Consider the following 747-nt stretch of genomic DNA (forward strand, 5'->3'; position numbering starts at 1 on the left):
TGGAAGGCCAAGACCTCCATCGTGATGAAGCGATCCATGGCTTCCGGCTACGCGGGCGTGGACAATCCGCTGTTCTACAAGGACAACAACCGCATGCTGTTCGGCGATGCCAAGAAGATGCTCGACGAGGTGCTGGGGGCTTTGAAGAGTTGATGAAAGGGGGCTGCCCCTGAGGCGCGCAGCGCCTTCCCCCTGGCCGGGCGCCCCTGGCCGGGTGCCCCTGTCCTGCTTTGCAATGAGGCAGGGGCGATGCCTTCGCCGGGCTTGCCCGCCGCGAGGCGGCTCCTGCCCGCTGTCCTGGCTTGTAGCCTGGGCCTGTTCTTGAAATGCCTGCGGTTTTCGGCCGCAGGCATTTTGTCTTTCAGATATGCTGAACGGCGATCTCGCCCAGCAGCACGGCGGCAATCACCAGCATCAGCGTGCCCGACAGGCGCGAGACGGCCAGTGCGGCGGCGGGGCGCGAGCGCAGCACGCTTTGCGAGCCCCAGCCCACGCCGAAGTAGACCACGGCGCAACTGGCTGCATGGACGGCGCCCAGGGCCATGATCTGCGCAAACACCGGCCAGCTGTCGGCAGGCCGCACAAACTGCGGCAGCAAGGCCAGCAACAGCAACAGCTGCTTGGGGTTGAGGCCGCTGACGCTGGCTCCCTTGACCGTCCAGTGCCAGCGCGTGCCGGTCTCTGCATCTGCGGCGGTGCTGATGGCGGCTGGGCTGCGCCACAGACCCGCTCCCATCCAGGCCAGGT

The 747-nt window shown here is 66.5% G+C and carries 2 protein-coding genes; one reads left to right on the forward strand and one right to left on the reverse strand.

What is annotated here, in order from left to right; translation table 11 throughout:
• Positions 1–153, forward strand: a 153-nt coding sequence (locus tag P353_RS28240) for an NAD(P)(+) transhydrogenase (Re/Si-specific) subunit beta (protein WP_198529083.1), incomplete at its 5' end; no start/stop codon positions are given.
• A 208-nt stretch (positions 154–361) separates the two neighbouring features.
• Here the strand turns inward: P353_RS28240 and P353_RS15995 are convergent.
• A partial coding sequence (locus P353_RS15995) for a LysE family translocator (RefSeq protein WP_034371453.1) occupies positions 362–747 on the reverse strand: 386 nt, incomplete at its 5' end.

It is taken from the genome of Comamonas testosteroni (genome assembly GCF_000761245.1).
Taxonomy (GTDB): domain Bacteria; phylum Pseudomonadota; class Gammaproteobacteria; order Burkholderiales; family Burkholderiaceae_C; genus Comamonas; species Comamonas testosteroni_C.